General features: G+C 35.9%; 14 protein-coding genes. 5 read left to right on the top strand and 9 right to left on the bottom strand.

Translation table 11 applies throughout. The features are described 5' to 3' along the window. Positions 1-7: 7 nt before the first annotated feature. Positions 8-1,360 carry a PhoH family protein gene (locus ASE92_RS05285; protein ID WP_056849003.1) on the bottom strand — a complete coding sequence of 451 codons (1,353 nt, stop codon included), beginning with the start codon at positions 1,358-1,360 and terminating at the stop codon, positions 8-10. Positions 1,361-2,099: 739 nt separating this feature from the next. Between ASE92_RS05285 and ASE92_RS05275 the strand changes: the two genes are divergently transcribed. Next, entirely contained in the window at positions 2,100-4,274 is a 2,175-nt protein-coding gene (locus ASE92_RS05275; RefSeq protein WP_056849001.1) for an FUSC family membrane protein, read from the top strand. Here ASE92_RS05275 and ASE92_RS05270 read toward each other — a convergent pair. The 3 genes from ASE92_RS05270 to ASE92_RS05260 are packed head-to-tail and all read right to left on the bottom strand — an operon-like array spanning position 4,271 to position 8,100. Next, positions 4,271-4,711, bottom strand: coding sequence for a hypothetical protein (locus tag ASE92_RS05270; RefSeq protein ID WP_157255635.1), 441 nt, complete (start codon positions 4,709-4,711; stop codon positions 4,271-4,273). The two genes, ASE92_RS05275 and ASE92_RS05270, sit on opposite strands and share 4 nt — an antisense overlap. A 3-nt stretch (positions 4,712-4,714) precedes the next feature. Beyond that, the gene (locus tag ASE92_RS05265) at positions 4,715-5,710 is read right to left on the bottom strand and encodes a PorP/SprF family type IX secretion system membrane protein (protein ID WP_056848999.1); all 996 of its coding nucleotides are present in this window, start codon (positions 5,708-5,710) and stop codon (positions 4,715-4,717) included. After that, positions 5,710-8,100, bottom strand: coding sequence for a gliding motility-associated C-terminal domain-containing protein (locus ASE92_RS05260; protein ID WP_056848998.1), 2,391 nt, complete (start codon positions 8,098-8,100; stop codon positions 5,710-5,712). The genes ASE92_RS05265 and ASE92_RS05260 overlap by 1 nt, the downstream gene beginning before the upstream one ends. A 414-nt stretch (positions 8,101-8,514) precedes the next feature. Here ASE92_RS05260 and ASE92_RS05255 point away from each other — a divergent pair, with 414 nt between their 5' ends. Beyond that, positions 8,515-8,925, top strand: a complete 411-nt coding sequence (locus ASE92_RS05255; RefSeq protein ID WP_056848997.1) for an organic hydroperoxide resistance protein — start codon at positions 8,515-8,517, stop codon at positions 8,923-8,925. A 63-nt stretch (positions 8,926-8,988) separates the two neighbouring features. Here the strand turns inward: ASE92_RS05255 and mgtE are convergent, their stop codons facing one another. The 3 genes from mgtE to ASE92_RS05240 all read right to left on the bottom strand — a co-directional run bounded on the left by mgtE (position 8,989) and on the right by ASE92_RS05240 (position 12,138). Then, on the bottom strand, positions 8,989-10,338 hold the full coding sequence (gene mgtE / locus ASE92_RS05250; RefSeq protein WP_056848996.1) for a magnesium transporter: 1,350 nt from the start codon (positions 10,336-10,338) through the stop codon (positions 8,989-8,991). Positions 10,339-10,403: 65 nt separating this feature from the next. Continuing rightward, a complete protein-coding gene (gene corA, locus ASE92_RS05245) occupies positions 10,404-11,525 on the bottom strand; it encodes a magnesium/cobalt transporter CorA (protein ID WP_056848995.1) in 1,122 nt (373 codons plus the stop codon). Between the two features lies 1 nt (position 11,526). Further along, on the bottom strand, positions 11,527-12,138 hold the full coding sequence (locus ASE92_RS05240; RefSeq protein ID WP_056848994.1) for a WbqC family protein: 612 nt from the start codon (positions 12,136-12,138) through the stop codon (positions 11,527-11,529). Between the two features lie 38 nt (positions 12,139-12,176). On the opposite strand from ASE92_RS05240, the gene ASE92_RS05235 reads away from it, so the two are divergent. Both ASE92_RS05235 and ASE92_RS05230 read left to right on the top strand, forming a co-directional pair. After that, complete coding sequence (locus ASE92_RS05235; RefSeq protein WP_056848993.1) at positions 12,177-13,049, top strand: lysophospholipid acyltransferase family protein; 873 nt, start codon at positions 12,177-12,179, stop codon at positions 13,047-13,049. Positions 13,050-13,053: 4 nt separating this feature from the next. Continuing rightward, positions 13,054-14,067, top strand: coding sequence for a glycosyltransferase family 2 protein (locus tag ASE92_RS05230; RefSeq protein ID WP_056848992.1), 1,014 nt, complete (start codon positions 13,054-13,056; stop codon positions 14,065-14,067). A gap of 60 nt (positions 14,068-14,127) precedes the next feature. Here ASE92_RS05230 and aroQ read toward each other — a convergent pair whose 3' ends face one another. Further along, the gene (gene aroQ / locus ASE92_RS05225; RefSeq protein ID WP_056848991.1) at positions 14,128-14,547 is read right to left on the bottom strand and encodes a type II 3-dehydroquinate dehydratase; all 420 of its coding nucleotides are present in this window, start codon (positions 14,545-14,547) and stop codon (positions 14,128-14,130) included. A 60-nt stretch (positions 14,548-14,607) separates the two neighbouring features. On the opposite strand from aroQ, the gene xerD reads away from it, so the two are divergent. Beyond that, positions 14,608-15,507 (top strand): site-specific tyrosine recombinase XerD, encoded by a 900-nt coding sequence (gene xerD / locus ASE92_RS05220; RefSeq protein WP_056848990.1) that lies wholly within the window; start codon positions 14,608-14,610, stop codon positions 15,505-15,507. Here xerD and prmC read toward each other — a convergent pair. Next, positions 15,482-16,363, bottom strand: coding sequence for a peptide chain release factor N(5)-glutamine methyltransferase (gene prmC, locus ASE92_RS05215; RefSeq protein WP_056848989.1), 882 nt, complete (start codon positions 16,361-16,363; stop codon positions 15,482-15,484). The two genes, xerD and prmC, sit on opposite strands and share 26 nt — an antisense overlap. Between the last annotated feature and the right edge of the window lie 52 nt (positions 16,364-16,415).

The following is a 16,415-nucleotide window of genomic DNA, read 5'->3' as shown; positions in this document are numbered from 1 at the left end:
AGTTAATTTAGAGTAACAGGTTTGCTAAGTTTGCCAATTCACTGCGTTCGCCCTTTTGTAGCGTAATGTGCGCATAAAGAGGATGGTTTTTTGCGTTCTCAATGAGGTACGATAATCCATTACTTTCTGAATCCAAATAAGGCGTGTCTATTTGATAAATATCGCCTGTAAAAACAATTTTGGTATTTTCGCCAGCTCTGGAAATAATGGTTTTAACTTCATGAGGGGTTAAATTCTGGGCCTCATCGATAATGAAGAAGATTTTGGTTAGCGTTCTACCTCTAATAAACGCCAGTGGTGCTATGGCAATCTTCTCTGTTGTGATCAGTTCATCAATTTTCGCCGCCATTTTATCATCACCAACAAACTGATCTTTAATAAAGCGTAGGTTGTCCCAAATTGGGGCCATGAACGGGTCTGTTTTCGATTTTGCATCTCCAGGTAAAAAACCAATATCTTTATTACTAAGAGATACAATGGGACGGGTAATATAAATTTGTCTAAAGTCTCTGCGTTGTTCAAGTGCACTGGCAAGCGCTAAAAGTGTTTTGCCTGTGCCGGCATTTCCCTGGATGCTAACGAGCTTAATATTTTCATCTAATAAAGCGTGAATGGCAAACGCCTGTTCGATGTTTTTGGGTTTTATTCCGAAAATCGGATCTGTAGAAACTAAAGAAATGGTTTGATTACTATGGTTAAAAAAAACGTTCGCGGTTTTTCTTTTATTTTTTAAAACGAAGAAATGATTACCTTCTTTAGCTGTCAGGCCAATATTTGCTGACCCTAACATTTTATCCTTTTTTACTGACTCAATTATTGACTCATCGAAGTTAAGGAGCTCTGTTTTACCAGCATAAAGTTCATCTACATTCTTAATTTTACCTGTTTCGTAGTCCTCTGCAAATAAATCAAGAGCTTTTGCTTTTAATCTCAAGCAGATATCTTTCGAAACCAATACTACTTTTTTCTCCGGATTTTCTTCGCGTAAGCTTAAAGCTGCATTCAAGATTTTATGGTCGGTTTTACCCTTTCCAAAAATTTCTTCTGCATTTATTTTTAGCGGCTGTTCGTTTAATATTACTTTAAACTTGCCAGTGTTCTGTGCTTTCAGTGCCACCCAATCGCTGATCAGTTTTTCCTTCGATGTTTGATCGATCAATCGGATAAAACTTCGGGCTTCGAAATTTCTGGTATCGTTACCACTTTTAAAGTTATCGAGTTCTTCTAAAACCTGGATAGGAATAGCCACGTCGTGTTCGTGAAAATTATTGATAGCATCATGGTCATATAAAATGACAGACGTATCTAAAACAAAAATCTTTTTCTTGGGGTCAGCAGTTAATTTACCTTTTGTGGCCATTTGGTAAATTTAGCGTTTTAGCAAAATAATAGCCGAAAGATTGATCATTCTTTTTAACTGATTTTTAAAATTGGCCAAAATAAAAACGGGGTTCTTCTTCTTTCGATTCAGTTCCCCGTTTTACCCTTAAAATCAACCGTAGTTGTGTTTTAAAGCATCTAATTCTTGTTACTTTAATTTTTCCGTTTTCGCTAGGTTTTGCAACTTTTACGATTCGTGAAAATTTATTTCCAACTATTCTGTCCGTAAACTTCATAGTTTTCAATAAGCTCTGTTCGGGCCTGTGCAATTTTCGTAATAGCGATCTTTCGATGAGGTTATTATATATTCATACTCAGTTTAACCCTTTCTGAAATTAATTGTTTTCCCTGTAAACTTATCCGAAACAATTCCCTTTTCAGTTCCTTGTCTCTTTTGGATTGTTTTATCAGAATTCAAAGTACTTCGTATTTGATATAATCTAATTTAGCAGGAAAACACATTCTTGTCAAGAGAAATCTGAAATAAATTATCAACAAAATTATCAACGTAAAACTACTGTTTATCAACATGATGAACTCAGATAATTGGCGATTTTACCTATAAGAACAACGAAACAGAAGGTTTATGAACATTTATAACAATCAAGTTTAGAAACAATAGACAAATATTTGAGAACCAAAGGGCTAAGGAAATTCTGCTTAAAAAATAAATTTTTTGTGAAAACTTAATTTTACAGGTAACAAAAAACTTCTGTATTATGTTATTTTTGTACATGCAGATTAGGCAACCCATCAGAAATATTCAAGACTTTTTATTGAGTAACTATTTTGCTGATGGTTTACGAATTACCATTGGCGTGCTTCTCCCCTCGCTTATTCTGGCACAATTTAGCCTGTTAACTTACGGCATGACGCTTTCCCTTGGCGCTTTGTGCGTAAGCGTAGTGGATAGTCCGGGGCCGATGGTTCACAGGAGAAACGCCATGTTGGTTACCACTGTATTAATATTTCTCTTTTCCATAATTACGGGCTTAACAAACAAAAGCCACTATTTTATCGGCTTTTTACTAGCTATTTCGAGTTTCATATTCTCCATGTTTTATATCTATGGCGTTCGAGCGGCGTCGGTTGGAACTGCGGTTTTATTAATCATGGTGTTGAGTATTGATGATGTTCGCCCATGGCAGGAGGTGATTATTCACGCATTAATGGTTTTGGCAGGCAGTTTATGGTATACGGGCTTAAGTTATTTTGTGTACCGTCTTCGCCCCTTCAGGCTTGTACAGCAATCGTTAAGCGATTCTATTTTAGAAGTAGCGGAGTTTTTAAGAGAGAAGGCTAAATTCTATCACCAGAATAATAATTATGATAAAACTTATGCGGACTTACTGCAGCTCCAGGTTTCTGTTCATGAAAAACAAGACGCAGTAAGAGAATTACTTTTCAGAACAAGGGAAATTGTAAGAGACTCTAGTCCGGAGGGGCGTTTTCTTTTACTGGTTTTTGTAGATATGGTTGATTTATTTGAGCAGGTAATGTCTACCTATTACAATTATCAACAGTTGCATGATCAATTTGATAAGGCAGGAATTCTATCAGATTACGAAATGGCCATCAAACGGATTTCTTACGCACTGGATGATATTGCTTTCGCCTTAAAAAGTGGTGGCAAGCCCGTAATCTCCAAAAGGTTATTAATAGAAATTGAGCGTTTAAAAATTAAAATCAACAATCTGGAAAAAAATAATGTCAATCAGGAATATAGCACTATTGGCATCATCGCTTTGAAGAACATTGAAGTGAATATTGAGAATATTCTGGCAAGAGTGAAAACAATATTTAGTTATTTCAAAGTACGTACCAACAAAGATCTTCGAAGAGCGGAAGTTGATACAGAGAAGTTTATTAAGCGCCAAAAATTTGATTTTGATCTTTTTAAAGAAAACTTAACATACAGTTCTTCTACTTTTAGACACTCCTTACGGGTTACTGTTGTAATGACGTTAGGATTTATCGTTTCGCAGCTACTTGATTTTTCCCATAGCTACTGGATTTTATTAACCATATTGGTGATTTCAAAGCCAGGTTTTAGCTTAACTAAAGAGCGTAACTATCAACGCTTAATCGGAACTACGGTAGGCGCTTTCATAGGGATGGCTGTAGTCAGTTATATTCATGATAAAAACGCCTTATTTACCATCTTGCTCATCTGCATGATTGGCAGTTATAGTTTTCAACGTAAAAATTACGTAGTAAGCGTGCTTTTTATGACTCCTTATATTCTTATCCTTTTCGATTTTCTGGGTATGGGTTCTATTGCATTGGCTCGAGAAAGGATTTATGATACTTTCATTGGATCAGGCATTGCATTATTAGCCAGTTATTCTCTGTTTCCAACATGGGAACATGAAAAATTAAAAGAAGCCATGACTGATATCATAAAAGCTAACAAAGCCTATTATGAGCAAGTGGTGAAATTGTATTTTGAAAAAGTATATAACAGAACGGATTATAAATTGGCTAGGAAAGAAGTGTATGTAGCCACAGCTAATCTAGCTTCCTTATTTCAAAGAATGTTTTCTGAGCCAAAAAGCAAGCAGCTTTACATAAAAGAAGTTCATCAATTTACTGCATTAAGTCATTTATTGTCTTCGTATGTAGCTACGCTTTCTTTGTATAATAAAGAGCATGAATTTATATTTGAGAATTTCGATGCATTAAAACCAATGGCACAAAACACTAATTATTTGCTCGATACTTCGATCAATAATTTAGTTGAGGGAAACGATGCTATAGGAAACGTTCCGTTAATTAGGTTGGCTGATACCGGCGTAACAATTAACGAAGGTAAAGATCTGGTTCCTGAACAATTTGATTTGATACAAAAAGTGGCTTATGATATTTACAAACTAACTTTACAAGTCAAAATCTAATTCTTTTTCATAAACTCGATGATATTACAATTATTTAAAGGCAATGTATATTGAAGTCCGTTGTCGAGTTTAAAAATGATCTGCGTTTCACAGGGTAATTTCATAGCTACCAAATCATCTCCATTGAAAATAATTGGGAAAAATTTCTGTTCTGGATTATCTGTTTTGACCGTTTCTTCCCTTTCTTTAAATTTCATTTTAAACTCAATATCTTTCGATTTAATGTAGATTTTATCGACTTTTTTATAGTTAACATTGACAGAAAAATTAATCATCAATTGATTATTCTTTTCTGCATCATTGTTTTTGAACAGTTCATAAGCGTAATAGCTATTCTCGTTGCGAAAATATTGATAATCTATTGTGCGCTTGGTTTGTTGGCTATAAGCCCATCCGCTTGTCAGAATAAAAACAACTGTTAAAAAAAATTTTTTCATCATCTAAAATTTTGGACAAGGAACTTTGAAGCCTTTGAAATTGTTATGTCGATAAATGAGCGATAACTCATAGGTCCGTGGCGTTGCATTCAATACTTTGTTTCCATAAACGGTATAATTTAAGCCAGCGCTCACATCGCCCATTGTAACGCCTAGATAGGGATAAAACGAAGCCTCATTAAACTTAAACCACATTCCGAAATTTAATTTCAATCGAGTTTCGTCATTGGGTTTTAATCCCACAACAGTACCCAAAATAGTGTCTTTATTATTTCGTTGAACATTATAAACGCCAGTTACATTTAAATCGACATAATTATTAAGCAAATAAAGCATCCCTAAATTTACTGTTTGCCTGGATGGAACATATTGGGTTGTGTTATTTAGGAGTGTTTCCTGAGGCTTTGTGAGGTGATAATGCGCATACCCCAAAACGAAACTAACATGATCAAAAGTAGCTGAAAAATTACAGCCAATGTTTAAGTCGAAGTATGATGTTTTATCATTTTTTAAATCCAGGTAATTCGGTAGCGAGTTGTCGAAGCCCCCATCAGTATATTGCGATGCAAAAGTTAGTTTATTATAGTCTAAAAACCTAGAAACATAAGACACTTGTGGCGCCAAACCAAACTTAAACCGGTGATCTACATCAAGATATTGATAATACGACATACTTGCACTGATATACTGGGACTTTAAAGCTTTGTTAAACGATTCGTCAAACAACCCGCTTAAACCTAAACTGAATACGCTGTTGGTGAAATTTTCGTCTTCCACAAGCTTAACATCGCCAGAAACACTATAAGTATTGTAAGGATCGCCTAAATTTCCCCATTGCTGGCGTGTGTTTACTGCGAGGCGATACTCTCCATCAAAAAATCCTGTAAAAGCTGGATTCAAAGATAGCGGAGCAGCAAAGTATTGTGAAAACTTAGGATCCTGCGCAGAACAACATGATGTAACCAAGCACAAAAATGAAAGAATAAGCGATTTGTACATTATAATATCAATATGGTTTTACCTGTAGTTTGAAATTTTCCGCCAAAGGTGTCAATCCCTTCTGCAAACCATGAAAATGTTTCTAATGGTTGCATTTTGCTTTTAAATTGACCATCCCAACCATTTGCGGCTAAATCAGTCTGAAAAACGAGAATCCCCCATTTATTGAAGACTTTGAAACTTGTCAACTTTTGAATACTTACCAGAAATGGATACAATCGGTTATTTGTATCCTTATTTGGTGTAAACGCTGTTGGAACAACAATTTTAGGCTGAGGTAAAATGTTAAGTTCTATCGATGCCGAAACCGAACATCCCTTGTCATTTTGAAGGGAGATATAATAAATGCCAGCTTTATTAATTCTCGTAGGATCAACAATTGGCCGACTTAACGATGCATCATGAAAATAGCCAACCTTCACATAATCTTTGCTCCCCTTTAAAATATCTGCTGAAGTAAGATCAATAAAATCTTTATCAAAAATAGGCCTTGGTTTATTGAGAACAATGGTTGGCAATGGATTAACGGTTACTTTTAGCTTACTATAAACGAAGCAACCAGATGGGTTTGTAGCCTTAACAAAGTAGATCCCCGATTTAGATACCGTTTTTGGATTCACCAGTTTATCAGTCAACGCCTCGTTAGTATAAAATGAAAAACTTAATTGCTCAGAACTTCCTTCGAAAAGATTGGGGTTAGTTAAATCGATTTTTTCGGGATAACACACTTCAGATGGGTCTTTAACAACCAAAACCGGCAGATCATTAATCATAACGTCAATTTTGTTGTTTACCAAACAACCTTGTGCATTAGTAGCAGTTACGTAGTAAGTTCCGGTTTTAGCAACGTTTTCGGGATTAGCAAGAGGAATTGTTAGGGCTGCATCTTCGAAGAATTTGTACTGGAAGGAATCATCGCTACCAGCAAAAATACTTGGAGATGAAATGTTAACCTTATTTGGAAAACATACTGCAGTGGGATTACTAATTTTTAATAAAGGTTTTGGACTTATTTCAACTTCAATCGCGAGAATTTTATTGCAACCGAAATTATTAGAAAAATTAACATAATAAATGCCAGAGGCGTTTACTGCATTAGGATTTGGCAAAACTTTAGTGGCTTTTTCATCTTTAAAATAAGTTCTGGAGATACCATCTAGCTTTGAATACAGGAGATTGCTTGTAATATCAACGGTTTCGTTATAACAAACTGCCGGAGGATTTTTAACAGTGATATTAGCAATATCGAATAAAGCAACATCAATCGTCGCAAAGCTTTCACAGCCTTTGTAATTAGTAGCCTTAATATAATATTTACTGTTTTGTTTTATCTTAACTAAGCCAGTAACTTGTTGTGTTAAATCCTTATCCTGATAAACCAGATAGGTAAATCCCTCATTTTTGTTCAAAATATAATTAGCACTGGTAAAATCAATTTCATCGTTTTCGCATACTGTGTTTTTCTCTTGGACCATGACCTGATAATCGACACTATGCACTACTGCTTCTACGGAGCTCGGACATCCAAATCCATCATATGGCATTAAATCCAGAATAATTTTTGATCCTTCGGTGGGTGTGGGTTTTAACGTAATTGATTGGCCCGAACCATATTTCACAGATCTATCTGCATTATACCAATTGTAGTTTTTGAAGCCGCTAGGTCCAGATATATTTAGCTCGTCGGCACTTTTACAATAGGTATTGCCTACAATTAAATCGCCACAAAGATTATTTACATCTACATAAGCGTAGCCGAAATGACCACCTAGCGCACAATCTGCACTAATAAATTCTATCAATAATTTTTTGCCCTGATAGCCAGATAAGTTAATGGTAACTGGTGTCCAGTCTTTATAAATTACGGAGTTGTTGACCTTCGATTTTGTGAAACCTGGCAATGACGATGTTGCTACATACTCGAAGGATGCACATGGGATATAAGCGTTTTTTTCAAGGTCTTTAACTCTGGCTATAAATCTTGGCTGCTCCTCCAAAGGGTGATTTGGATCTTCCAAAACCACAGCATATTGATAGGTTAAAGTGAATTCCGGCCTGTCTGCTGGCACGTTTAATAAATAAGATATGCCATCAACCTGGGCTCCCGTACCATTGTTTCCCAACTTTACGGTAAAGTTGCCGCCACTTTTTGGGATCAGCGAAAAGCCTCCATAAAAGTCTTTCTCCGTTTTAGCAGAGATTAGCGTATGTCTACCAGAGGCCGGATTATTAACTTCATTGGTATAAATTACATTCTTGTTTTTATCAATACTTGAAAGCCCCGTAAAAAGCTTCCAGTTCGAAAAATTTCCATTTTCGAAACCGATATTTTCCGGACAGGTTTGAGCACTCAATTTTGATGGAATAGCAATTACTGCTATCAGCAACATCAACAACAATTTATTAATCAACGGGACGATAATTAAAAAGTGATATTGTAAAAATATTATTTTAGTATCTGCTTAACATTTCGGTACCCCTTACAATGCCTTTTATTACACGAAATTTGATGTCCGCTAAGTGGGAAAGATCTTTATCTCTATCAGTATTAACAAAGAAAATAAATATAAATTATTGATAAATAGAGATTTAATATTGTTTAATGATTTTTGTACCAGTTGGAGTACATTACTTACCTCTCGGAAAACCTTGATTTTTTTGCGCTTTTTTACACAAACTCATTTTTTCCCATCTATTTTAGTTAAAAAATGAGATATAATTGCGTTTAACTGCTATTATGCTAAGCTTGTAGTGATTGCAAACAATGCCGGATAGTGTTTGTTTATCTAGTTAAATAAATTATTATGGAAAAGCTATATACAGCTGAAGTTACAGCTACCGGAGGAAGAGATGGACACATTAAATCGAGCGATGGAATTTTAGATTTGGAACTTAGGAAGCCAAAAGAACTTGGCGGACAAGGCGGAGCTACTAATCCCGAAGAATTGTTTGCTGCGGCTTGGGGCCCTTGTTACTTAGGTGCATTAGGTTCGGTTGCAGAGCGTGAAGGCGTTGATGTGAGCGAAGCGAATGTGAAAGTGTTGGTTTCTTTCAATAAAGATGGAAATTCATTTGTATTATCTGCAGATTTAGATGTACATATTCCTGGAATATCTCATGAAGAAGCGCAGGCCATTGCTGATAAAGCACAAAGAGCTTGCCCTTATTCGAAAGCTGTTAAAGGTAATATAGCCGTTAGAGTAACGGCAGTTTAAGCAACTGCAATTTTGATTATAAGTCGGAGGATTAAATTCTTCCGACTTTTTTGTTTAATATTTTTAGAGTAATAACTTGCTGGCTAAACCGAGAATGAGGAGGAAGCCAAAAACATCGGTAAAGGTGGTTATAATGATGGATGATGCAATAGCTGGATCAATCCCAACACGTTTTAATATCAACGGAATCCCCGCTCCTGTTACCCCGGCTATTAAAAGATTTCCTGTCATGGCTAAAAATATAACCAAACCTAACATAGGGTTTCCATCAAAGAAAAAAGCAAAAATAAATACGATTATTCCGTTTACAGCTCCGTTTATTAAACCTACTGTAAATTCTTTCAAAACCGTTCTGTAAGCCTGCTTATCCGTTAAATCGTAAAGTGAAATACGCCTAACGGTTACCGCAAGCGCCTGTGTTGCTGCGTTCCCGCCCATCCCGGCAATGATAGTCATGTAAGCGGCAAGCGATGGAATTAATTTAATGGTGGGATCAAAATATCGTACAACAGAGGAAGCTAAAAATGCAGTGCCGAGGTTAATGATTAACCAAGGCAGACGTGATTTTACTGCCTCAACCCAATTCCCACTCAGTTCTTCATCTTCCGATACCCCGGAAATTTTCAAGATATCTTCAGTGCTCTCTGCTTCCATTACATCAATCACGTCATCGAATGTAACCCTGCCTAATAATTTTTGGTTGTCATCTATTACAGGAATACTGGTTAAATTATACTGCGAAATTAGATTTGCTACTTCTTCCTGGTCGGTATCGGGATGAACATAAACGGCATCCATTTTAACCAGTTCGGTAATTTGAGCGTTATGTTTCGCTTTAATGATGTCTTTTAATGATACAATTCCTTTGAATATTTTTTCGTCGTCCACCACATAAATGGTATAAAACTCTTCCATTTCTTCACTCTGGCGAATGATTTCTTCAATGGCATCTTTTTTAGTGAGATTAATATTAACACAGATAATTTCTGTATTCATTAAACCACCTGCAGTTTTTTCGTCGTAGGTTAAAAGGTTCCGAATTTCTGATGCATGTTCATCCTGCAAATCTTCAAGGATTTCTGCCTGCTCGTGATCCTCGAGTTGAGAAATAATATCGGTTGCATCATCATAGTCTAGTTCTTCAACAATTTCTGTACGCTTATCAGGATGAAGTTCAAATAGCAAATCCTCTGGATGGGATTCTTCATCCATTTCAGAAATAATCTCTGACGCAATTTCAGCAGGAAGGATATTAATGATATGTCTTTGCTCAGATTTGTCTAATCTTTCGAATAAAATGGCAATTTCCGAAGCATGATATTCCTCTAAAACCTCTTTTAAGATTTCATCACAAGCTAAAATAGCATTTTTTACCTTTAGTACATCGCTTTTATCTATTTCGAATGACTGCATCGCTCCTTTGACCTAACCAATATGTGTTTGAAGCTACTAAGGTATAAAAAGCAAATAGAATTTACTTACTTAAACCAGCCCTTGCGCCAAAAATAAATCACTTGTACCACAGCAATTATGCCCATTACAATCCAGGTATAGGTGTAACCATGCGGACTATAGAGTTCGGGCATATTGTATGGCATTACTTTGCCAGTTACGGGATCTTCCCGGCTAAAATTCATTCCATAAATACCTGCAATGAATGTTAAAGGAATGAATATAGAAGAAATGATGGTCAGCACTTTCATAATCTCGTTCATCCTGTTGCTGATGATTGAGAGATTCATATCGATATTGGCTGAAGCAATTTCCTTTAACGACTCAATAAAATCAATGATTTGGATGCAATGATCGTAGGCGTCTTTCATATATGTTTTGGTCAGATCAGAAATCAGCGGACTATCTGTTCTAATAATGTCGTTCAGCTTATCCCGTTCTGGCCAGGCAATTTTCCTAATGGTAATTAATGATCTTTTAATGGCTTGGGTATCGTACATGATTCTCTTATCGGGCCGATCATAAAGTCTATCTTCAATAGCGTCAAGCTCTTCTCCCCAAAAGTTCAACAGTGAAAAATAATTGTCGACAATTACATCCATTATCGCATACATCAAATAACTGCTGCCCCCGATGCGGATATTACCCTTGCCGATCTCCAATCGCTTCCTTACTGGCTCAAAGCAATCAGAATAGGTTTCCTGAAATGTAATTAAGGTTCTTTCTGATAATATGAAAGAGATTTGATCATTGCATAAAACGCCGTCCTCACCTAAATAGAGATGTCTGCTTACAGAAAAAATATAGTTATCATTGTCATATTCATCCAATTTTGGTCTCTGATAACCACTTGTAATGTCTTCCAAAACCAACCTGCTAATGTCGAACTTCGAATAAAGCGTTTCGAACATATTTGGATCTGCCAAACCTTTTATATCAAACCAATAATTATAGCTTTTATCCTGAATCAGCTTTTCTATATTATTGATGTTTTTCAGTTCCTCTTTTTTATGAGATTTATCATTATAGGTATGAAAAACAATCACGGGCTTCAAAGCCTCATCATCGATGGCATAAAGCCCTGGGCTTGTTCCTGGCGCTGGAACTTTATAATGCTTGTGGCGACTACGAGGTTTGTTTTTTCCCATTTTATAAATACAACTTGGCTTGTGGACCTTGGTTGAACAACAAATCAACTATACTTAAGTTGTTTAAAAATTGATGCCTGTCATCGAAAACCTGATAATATGGCTTAGTGTTTACAATATCCTCATTTTTTTTAGGATTCATCATCCCTCTAAAGTCTAATTCTGGCGCAATTTGATCTTCATAAGAGGTTGTTATTCTCAAATCAATCTTTAGCTTTAGTTTTTGCAAAAGCCATTCCATCAACTCCAAATTGTAGTCAAAAAGGAATTCAAACCTATTTTGGTAAAATCTCAATAATTCATCTTCATAATATTCGAAATAGGCCGAGCTGCGGTAGCAAGTTTCTAAACTCAACCAATGTAAACGTTGCCAATTAAAATCATAGCTGATGCGAACATCTTTCATTTTTTTATGTGTTTTTGATCCTTTTACCAATGGAACGGTTAAATCTAATTTTCCGTTTGGAGAATAGATACTTGCTCTATTGCGGTAAGTTTGCTTTGCTAAATGTTCATGTTTTTCTATTAAAAAATCATTACCAAATTGCTGTATCAAGCTAAAATAACCTACAGGAGGAAGATAAAATAATGGTAGTATAGCTGTATTCTGCATTTGAAAATTTATGTTTGTAGCTGAAACCAATAAAAATAATGATTAAAAGAGTGATGGCGCACATTGGCGTATTTTTTTTATACCTCGTGTCGATACTACCACTGCCTGTTTTATTTTTTTTTGCAAGATTACTATATTATCTTCTTTATTATGTAATCGGTTATAGAAAAAAAGTAGTTAGACAGAATTTAGTGAACTCTTTTCCCGAAAAATCAAGTGATGAAATTATCATTGTAGAGAAAAAATATTTTCTTTTTTTAGCAGAACTCATTTTTGAAATCGTTAAAATGACCACCATCTCGGAAAAAGAAACTTTAAAAAGGGTGAAATTTTCGGGCTTGGAGCAATTGGAGAAACATTTTAATGCTGGCGAAAGTGTTTTGGCCTGTACCGGGCATTACGGAAATTGGGAATTGGGAACGTTGGCTTTGGGATTAAATATTTCTGCTAAAACAATGGTGATTTATAAACCGCTGACCAATAAAATCTTCGAAGCGTGGTTTAACGGTTTCAGAACAAAATATGGAAATATTTTTATCGCCATGCGCCAAACTTTAAGAGGCTTGGCTGCTTATAAAAACGAACCTACATTATTTTGTTTTGCAACAGACCAGGCCCCTACCCGTCAGGAAACCAAATATTTCGTCAATTTTTTAAATCAGCCTACAGCAGCATTATTAGGATTAGAAAAAATTGCCAAATCAACCAACAGACCTATTTATTATTTTAAAGTTACAGTAGTGAAGAAAGGCTATTACCATGTTGAGGTTTTGCCTATGTGTTTAAACCCTTCATTAATGGATGAATACGAGATTACTAACTTGCACTTTAAATTCTTAGAAGATATTATAAAAGAACAGCCTCAATATTGGTTATGGAGCCATAAACGCTGGAAATTTAAACCCGAATAACAACATGAATCCTTCAGTAGCCGTTGTCATATTAAACTGGAATGGAAAGGCTTTTCTACAAAAATTTTTACCAGGAATATTACTTACCCAATACGATAATCTGCAAATTATTGTAGGCGATAATGCATCTACAGATGATTCTGTAGCATTTTTACAAACGCATTTCCCTACAGTTAAAATCATCAAAAACGATTTAAACTATGGTTTTGCCGGTGGTTATAATAAGGTTTTGGAGCGGGTTGAAGCAGAATATTTCGTGCTCTTAAATTCGGATGTTGAAGTGACATCCAACTGGGTTAGGCCCGTTATCGATTTAATGGAAAGCGATGATTCTATCGCGGCGGCGCAGCCAAAAATTAAATCACAGTTAAAGAAAAGCGATTTTGAATATGCGGGTGCCGCCGGTGGTTATCTGGATATTTATGCCTATCCATTTTGTCGAGGTCGTTTATTTAATGTTTACGAGTCGGATGAGGGCCAATACAACGATCAAAAAGAAATATTTTGGGCAAGTGGTGCAGCGTTTTTTATTAAAAGCAGATGCTGGATAGAAACAGGAGGCCTGGATGCCGACTTGTTTGCACACATGGAAGAAATAGATTTGTGCTGGCGATTGAAAAATTTAAATTACAAAATTATGTACTGCCCAACTTCAGAAGTCTTTCATGTTGGCGGCGGTACATTACAAACTGAAAACCCTTTTAAAACTTATCTAAATTTCAGGAACAACCTGATCATTATGCAGAAAAATTTGCCTGCAAGTGATGCTTTTTTTAGAATTGGCATTAGAATGTGGATAGATTTTGTGGCCTGGTGGCACTTCCTATTATCGGGAAAACCTAAATTTACATTGGCTGTAACAAGAGGACATTGGCATTTCATAAAATCGATTGCCAAAACAAACAGAAAACGGAGATCGATACAGAAGCCTTATGCTGCACATGCTGGAGTATATAACAACAGCGTAGTTTGGGCATTCTTCATCAAGAAAATTAAATATTTTAGTAAACTTTACTAATCTATAACTTCATCGAGTTATCGGATGCTGTGAAAATGCATCTTGATTAGAATAAGCTGCTTACTTCTGTATTAAACTTTCAATAGCTAAACGATAACCTTTCATTCCAAACCCGGTTAAAACGCCCTGGCAATTTTTTCCGGTTAAAGATACATGTCTATATTCTTCACGGGCATAAATGTTTGATACGTGAACCTCAACCACTGGTGTTCTAACTGCGGCAATGGCATCAGCAATCGCTACAGAAGTATGTGTATAACCACCTGCATTTAGCACTACCCCATCATAATTAAAGCCAACTTCATGTAACTTGTTAATTAGTTCGCCCTCTACATTGCTTTGAAAATACGCTATTTCTACGTTGGGATATAATAATTTAAGCTCCTTCACATAATCTTCAATGCTGATATTGCCATAAATAGAAGGTTCACGAACGCCAAGTAAATTTAAATTTGGGCCGTTAATTATTTGAATTTTCATGATCAATTAATGGTTTTATGTTGTAACGTTGCAATGTTATAAAAAATCTTAAATAAAAGCATGCTTTGGCAATCATATATTAAAGGATTTAGAGCTTACTTAAAATTAGAGAGGTCGCTTTCTGATCATTCTGTACAGGCATATTTGAATGATATCGCTAAATTGAGCCAGTATTTCGAAGCTATCGAAGAAGAAACCAAATTAACAGATATTAAGGCCTCTGATATCAGATCATTCATCAGCTGGTTAAATAACCTGGGTATGCTAGCCAGTACGCAAGCCCGGGTAATTTCAGGTATGAAAGCATTTTTCACCTATTTAATGTTGGAAGAGGTCATTCAAATCGATCCGATGGCATTGATCGAAGCACCAAAATTGAGTCGAAAGTTACCTGATATGCTGAATATTCACGAAATCAATGGCCTTATCGAAGCTATTGATGCTTCGAAACCAGAAGGAATGCGTAATAAAGCCATTATAGAGGTGCTTTACGGCTGTGGATTAAGGGTGTCTGAATTAACGGATTTGAAAATTTCGAACTTATATCCACAAATTGAATTTATAAAAGTTATTGGCAAAGGGAACAAAGAGCGTTTGGTTCCTGTTGGCGGCGTTGCTTTAAAACTGTTGGACATTTACTTAAACCAAGTTCGCAATCACATGACTATAAAAAAGGGAAATGAAAATTTTATTTTCCTTAATCGTTTCGGCGCAAAACTTTCCCGTATTTCTGTTTTTAACCTCGTTAAAAGCCTTGCTGTAGCTACCGGCCTCAAGAAAACAATTAGTCCGCACACTTTGCGCCATTCTTTTGCAACACATTTAATAGAAGGTGGCGCCGATTTACGAGCAGTACAAGAAATGCTGGGTCATTCCAGTATTACGACAACTGAAATTTACACCCATATCGATAGGGATTACTTGCGGGAAGTAATCACGCAGTTTCATCCGCGATCGTAATTGCCTGATCAAAGCTCGCTTTAATCATTCGGTTTTTGCCCTGCATATCTTTTCTCAAATCGATACTTGTAAATCCTTTAGCTGAAAGCATTTCCATAGTTTCAGATGATAAAAATTCATTAATCTCGAGGTACAAATTACCGGTCGGCTTTAAGTTGGTTTTGGCAAAATCCGAAATAGCGTTGTAAAAAATCAATGGATTATTATCATCAACAAACAAGGCCAGCTTTGGCTCGTAATTCAATACATTAGAATGCATATCTATTTTTTCTAATTCTCTGATATATGGCGGATTACTCACAATTACATCATATTTTTCTTCACCTGAATATTTCAGGATATTCGCATGAATAAAGGACAGTGGTGTATTCAGCTGAACCGCATTTCGTTGCGCTACTTCAAGTGCATCAGCAGAAACATCTAATGTTGAAACTGATGCTTTCGACAGGTGCTTTTTTAGTGTAATTGGAATGCAACCCGAGCCTGTTCCAATATCTAAAATTTTAATCGAGTCAGTTGGCTTAAGCTTAAGGGCTGAAATAATCCAATCTACCAACTCTTCTGTCTCGGGCCTTGGAATGAGTACATTTTCATTCACGATAAAGACTAAACCATAGAAATGGGCTTCACCCAATATGTATTGAATGGGTTTTCCAATGATCAAATCGTTTAGGATACTTAGCAGTTTTTGGAAATGAACGAAGTCCATTACACTATCGCCCATCATGCGCAATCTCCCTGGTGAAAATTTCAAAACGTGTTCTGCAGCCAGGCTAAAGATCTCTCTGGCTTCATCACCATCATATTGTTGACTTAGTTCTTCTTTGAAATGCTCTTCTAACTCTCCTAATTTCATCGTTGTAAAATTAATATTTTTGAAACCATATCAATGATGTTTGTACCGCTAA

It is taken from the genome of Pedobacter sp. Leaf41, assembly GCF_001422545.1.
Taxonomy (GTDB): Bacteria; Bacteroidota; Bacteroidia; order Sphingobacteriales; family Sphingobacteriaceae; genus Pedobacter.
The sequence above is the reverse complement of the archived record's forward strand: the minus strand, read 5'-3'. Positions and strand labels throughout refer to the sequence as shown.